Origin of the sequence: Rubrivirga litoralis, assembly GCF_031846415.1 — a bacterium.
Lineage (GTDB): Bacteria > Bacteroidota > Rhodothermia > Rhodothermales > Rubricoccaceae > Rubrivirga > Rubrivirga litoralis.
In genome coordinates, this window is sequence record NZ_JAVRHT010000070.1 from 1 (window position 1) to 4,757 (window position 4,757).

The 4,757-nt window shown below is 75.1% G+C and carries 3 protein-coding genes; all 3 read left to right on the forward strand.

All coding sequences use genetic code 11. The features are described from left to right. The first annotated feature begins 168 nt into the window (after positions 1-168). The 3 genes from RM540_RS16035 to RM540_RS16045 all read left to right on the forward strand — a co-directional run bounded on the left by RM540_RS16035 (position 169) and on the right by RM540_RS16045 (position 4,585). The gene (locus RM540_RS16035; RefSeq protein ID WP_311665989.1) at positions 169-2,262 is read left to right on the forward strand and encodes a S9 family peptidase; all 2,094 of its coding nucleotides are present in this window, start codon (positions 169-171) and stop codon (positions 2,260-2,262) included. Between the two features lie 128 nt (positions 2,263-2,390). Further along, a complete protein-coding gene (locus RM540_RS16040; protein WP_311665991.1) occupies positions 2,391-2,945 on the forward strand; it encodes an HDIG domain-containing metalloprotein in 555 nt (184 codons plus the stop codon). Positions 2,946-2,989: 44 nt separating this feature from the next. Further along, positions 2,990-4,585 carry a DUF445 domain-containing protein gene (locus RM540_RS16045; protein ID WP_311665993.1) on the forward strand — a complete coding sequence of 532 codons (1,596 nt, stop codon included), beginning with the start codon at positions 2,990-2,992 and terminating at the stop codon, positions 4,583-4,585. Positions 4,586-4,757: the final 172 nt, after the last annotated feature.

Consider the following 4,757-nt stretch of genomic DNA (forward strand, 5'->3'; position numbering starts at 1 on the left):
CGGGGCGGCACCGGGCGGGGCGGCACCGGGCGGGGCGGCGGCGGCGTATCCCGGACCGCCCCGCCCGTTGGGTGCGTCGCGCCGGATACGACACGTCGTGTCTCTACAGGTGCCCGCCGGTGAGGGCGGGGCGGCCGTACCATCGGGGACCCCACCCCGCCCCACCCGATGCGCCGCCCCGCCCTTGCTGCTCTCCTCGTCCTCCTCCCCGCCCTCGCCGTGGCTCAGACCGCCCCGCCAACGACGGGCGCGAGCGGGGCGGGACGGCTCGGGCTCATGGACGTGTTCGAGCTCGAGTACGCGTCGGACCCCCAGGTCTCGCCCGACGGGCGGACGGTCGTCTACCGCCGGAACCGGCTCGACGTGCAGACCGACCGCGTCCGCGGCGACTTGTGGGCCGTGGGCGCGGACGGCCAGGACCACCGGCCGCTCGTGACCGGCGTCGACGCGTCGTCGCCGCGGTGGTCGCCGGACGGGACGCGGCTCGCCTACGTGGCTCGGGACGCCGACGAGGACCGGCGGCACCTCGTGGTCCGCTACCTCGAAACCGGCGCGACGGTCCCCGTTGCCCGCCTGGAGACGGCGCCGGGCGGGGTGGCGTGGTCGCCGGACGGGACGCAGATCGCGTTCACGCGGTTTGTCGAGGGGGAGGCCACGCCGCTCGCCACGCTCCCCGCCCCGCCCGAGGGCGCCGAGTGGGCCGAGGCCCCGCGCGTGATCGAGTCGGTGATCTACCGGCAGGACGGGCAGGGCTTCACGACGCCCGGGAACGTCCACGTCTTTGTGGTGCCGGCCGAGGGCGGGACGCCGCGCCAGGTCACGCGCGGGCCGTACGACCACGGCGGGACGCCGGCGTGGACGCCCGACGGCGCGGCCCTCGTTGTCTCGGCCGACCGCCGCGACGGCGCCGAGTTCGACCCGGGCAACTCCGAGCTCTACCGCGTCGACCTGCGGACGGGCGCGCTCACGGCGCTCACCGACCGCGTGGGGCCGGACGGGCAGCCGGCCGTGAGCCCGGACGGCCGGCGCCTCGCCTACGTCGGGACCGACGACCGCGGGCTGGGCTACCAGGTGTCGCACCTCTACGTCATGGACCTCGACGGGGGCACGCCGCGCCGGCTCCTCCCCGCCCTCGACCGCGACGTGCAGGACCCGACGTGGAGCGGCGACGAGATCGTCTTCCAGTACGACGACGAGGGCACGACGCGGCTCGCCGCCGCCCGCGCCGACGGGCGGGGCGGCCCCCGCGAGATCGCGTCCGACGTAGGCGGCACGTCGATCGGGCGGCCCTACGGCGGCGGCTCCTTCTCGGTCGGCGGCGGGCGCGTCGCGTTCACGATGACCGATCCGAGCCACCCCGCCGACGTCGCCGTTGTCCCGCTCGAGGGCGGGGTGGTCGAGCGGCTGACGGACCTCAACGGCGACCTGTTTGCCACCAAGCGGCCGGGCGCCGTCGAGGAGATCACGTTCGCGTCGTCGGCCGACGGCCGCGAGATCGAGGGGTGGGTCCTCACCCCGCCCGACTTCGACGCGTCGCGGCGGTACCCGCTGATCTTGGAGATCCACGGCGGGCCGTTCGCCAACTACGGCCCGCGGTTCTCCATGGAGGCCCAGCTCTACGCCGCCGCCGGCTACGTCGTCCTCTACACGAACCCGCGCGGGTCGACGAGCTACGGCGAGGACTTCGGCAACCTCATCCACAACAACTACCCCAGCCAGGACTACGACGACCTGATGAGCGGCGTCGACGCGCTCGTCGCGCGCGGCACCGTCGATCCGGACCGGCTCTACGTGACGGGCGGCTCGGGCGGCGGCGTGCTGACGGCGTGGATCGTCGGCCACACCGACCGCTTCGCGGCGGCCGTCGTGGCGAAGCCGGTCATCAACTGGGCGAGTTGGCTCCTGACCGCTGACATGTACCCGTTCGGGGCCAAGTACTGGTTCGACACGCTCCCCTGGGAGGCCCCCGACGCCTACTGGGACCGCTCGCCGCTCGCCTACGTCGGCAACGTGACCACGCCCACGATGGTGCTGACGGGCGAGGACGACACGCGGACGCCGATGTCGGAGTCGGAGCAGTACTACCAGGCGCTCCAGATCGAGCGGGTCCCGTCGGCGCTCGTCCGCGTGCCGGGCGCGGCGCACGGGATCGCGGCGCGGCCGAGCGGGCTCATGCGGAAGGTGGGCTACATCCTCGCGTGGTTCGAGCGCTACGGCGGGCCGGGGCTCGCTTCGCTCGCGGGAACGGGGGGCGGGGAATAGGGGACGGGCAGAGGAGCCCCTCGTCGTACGCCACCGCTTCCCCCCGAGCGGCGGTACCCTCTTGGGGGCGGGGCGGTCGGCTCTGGCCGCCCCGCTCCTCCTGCCCGTTCCTCGTTCCCCCGTTCCCCGTGCCCAGCTATTCGGACGCCCTCGCCCTTTTCCACGAGTGGACCCAGACCGAGAGCCTCCGGCGCCACGGCTACGCCGTCGAGGCGTCGATGGCCGAGCTCGCGCGGCGGCAAGGCGCCGACGTCGAGACGTGGCGGATCGCCGGGCTCCTCCACGACCTCGACTACGAGCGCCACCCCGCCCCCGAGGAGCACCCCGAAGTCGGCGTGGCGGAGTTGGAGCGGCGCGGGTACCCCGAGGCCGTGCGCACAGCGATCCTCGGGCACGCGCCCTACCTCGGCGTTCCCCGCGAGAGCGACATGGCGAAGGCGCTCTTCGCCGCCGACGAGCTGAGCGGGTTCGTCACGGCCGTCGCCCACGTCCGCCCGGGCGGGTTGGAGGGGATGACGCCGCGGTCGGTGATGAAAAAGCTGAAGGACAAGCGGTTCGCCGCCGCCGTCAGCCGCGACGACATCCGCCAGGGGGCGGAGGAGCTGGGCCTCGACCTGAGCGACCTTGTCCAGATCGTGATCGACGGGATGCGCCGGGAAGCCTCGCGCCTCGGGTTCGCGTAGGAGCCCCCGCCGCTGCCCCCGACGCCGCCCCACCCCGCCCGCCCATGTCCGACTCCTGGCCGCAAGGCCCCCGCCGCTTCGTCCCCGTGCCGGGCGTCATCGACCTCGACGACCTCGAGCCCGACGACCTCGACGCCGCCGCCCGCGCCGACGCCGAGCCCGACGCCGAGCCGGACACCTTCGGCGCCCCGCCCCGCGCGACCGCCCCGACCGCCCCGCCCCCGGCGGCTCCGGCCGAGCCGCCCCGGGCCGAGCCGCTTCAGGCCGCCCCGCCCCCGGCCGAGCCGGTCCAGGAGGCCGCGGACGAGCCGCCGCCGGCCGAGCCGGAGCCGCCGCCGGACGAGGACCTGGACGCGGTCCCCAACGAGCCGCTCGTGCCGCCGCCGGCCGTCCCCGACCCCTTCTCCCCCGCCCCGCCCATCGCGCCCGACCCCGCGCAGCCCGACCTCTCGCCGGGGCTGGAGGGCGGGGCGGAGCCGCGGCGCGCCGAGCCGGAGCCCGCCCCACCGGCGGGCGCGGGGCGGGGCGGTCGGCTCGCGCCCCCCCGCGACGTCGTCGACTCGGCCAAGGAGGCCACGCGGAGCCGCGGCCGCGAGTTCGTCCAGCTCGTCCTCCGCTACGGGCGCGCGCACGTGCCGCAGCCCGAGGCCGCCCCGCCCCGCCCGGACGCCGGGCCGCCGCGGATGGTCGGCCGCGTCGGGCAGCTGATCCCCGTCCTCCGCGTGGTGCCGTGGCTCCTCGCCGTCGTGTTCGCGGCCAGCTTCCTGTGGGACGTCGAGGGCAGCCTGCTCCGCGTGCTCTCGGTGAGCGGGCTGATCGGGTTCGCGACGAACTGGCTGGCGATCACCATGCTGTTCCAGCCGCGCGAGAAGCGGGCCATCGTGCCGCAGGGGCTCATCCCGGCCCAGCGCGAGCGCGTGATCTACCGGCTGAGCGAGGCCATCTCGCGCGAGCTCATCAACGCCGACATCATCAAGCAGAAGATCCAGGAGAGCGGCGTCATCGGGCGCTACCGCGACCTCGCGCTGGGCGTCGTCCGCGGGACGGTCGAGGACCCGGGCTTCCGGGCCGACCTCAAGGGCCTCGCGACCGACTACGCGAGCGAGGTGCTGGGCTCGGAGCCGGTCCGCCGCGAGGTGGCGCGGCTGGCGCTCCAGCGCGTCGAGACGGCCGGGCGCGGCCTGGGCGGGGTGGCGCTCGGGCTCTACCGGACGTTCGCCGAGGACGACTTCCAGCGCCGGCTCGACCGCGCGCTCGACGAGCTCCCGGGCGCCGTCACCCCGCTCCTCGACCGGATCGACACGGCGCTCGACGCCGTCCCGGCCAAGGTCGAGGCGCGGGCCGACGAGATCGAGGAGATCGCCACGCGCGCCGTGCTCTCGTTCGTCGAGGGCTTCGACGTGCGCACGATGATCCAGGAGCGCGCGCGCGGCTTCGACGAGAGCCAGCTCGAGGACCTCCTCAAGTCGACGTCGAACGAGCAGCTCAACTACATCAAGTACCTCGGCGCCGTGCTCGGCGTGCTGGGCGGGCTCGTGATCTGGCGCCCGGCCGAGGCGCTCGCCGGCTTCGCGGTCGTCGGGCTCGCGCTGTGGGCGCTCGACGAGGCCCTCGTCCGCGCGCGCCGGAGGCGGGCGTAACGACCGCCCCGCCCAGGTGAGGGCGGGGCGGCTTGATCTGGGCGGGGCGGGGCGGTTCCACACGATGGACGAACTCCGCCTTCTACGCAGATTGGTGTGGCGTATCATGGTTGGATCCGCCTTCTATGCCGACGGGCGGGGTAGCCAACGTTCAGGTTAGGCAGCACTCATC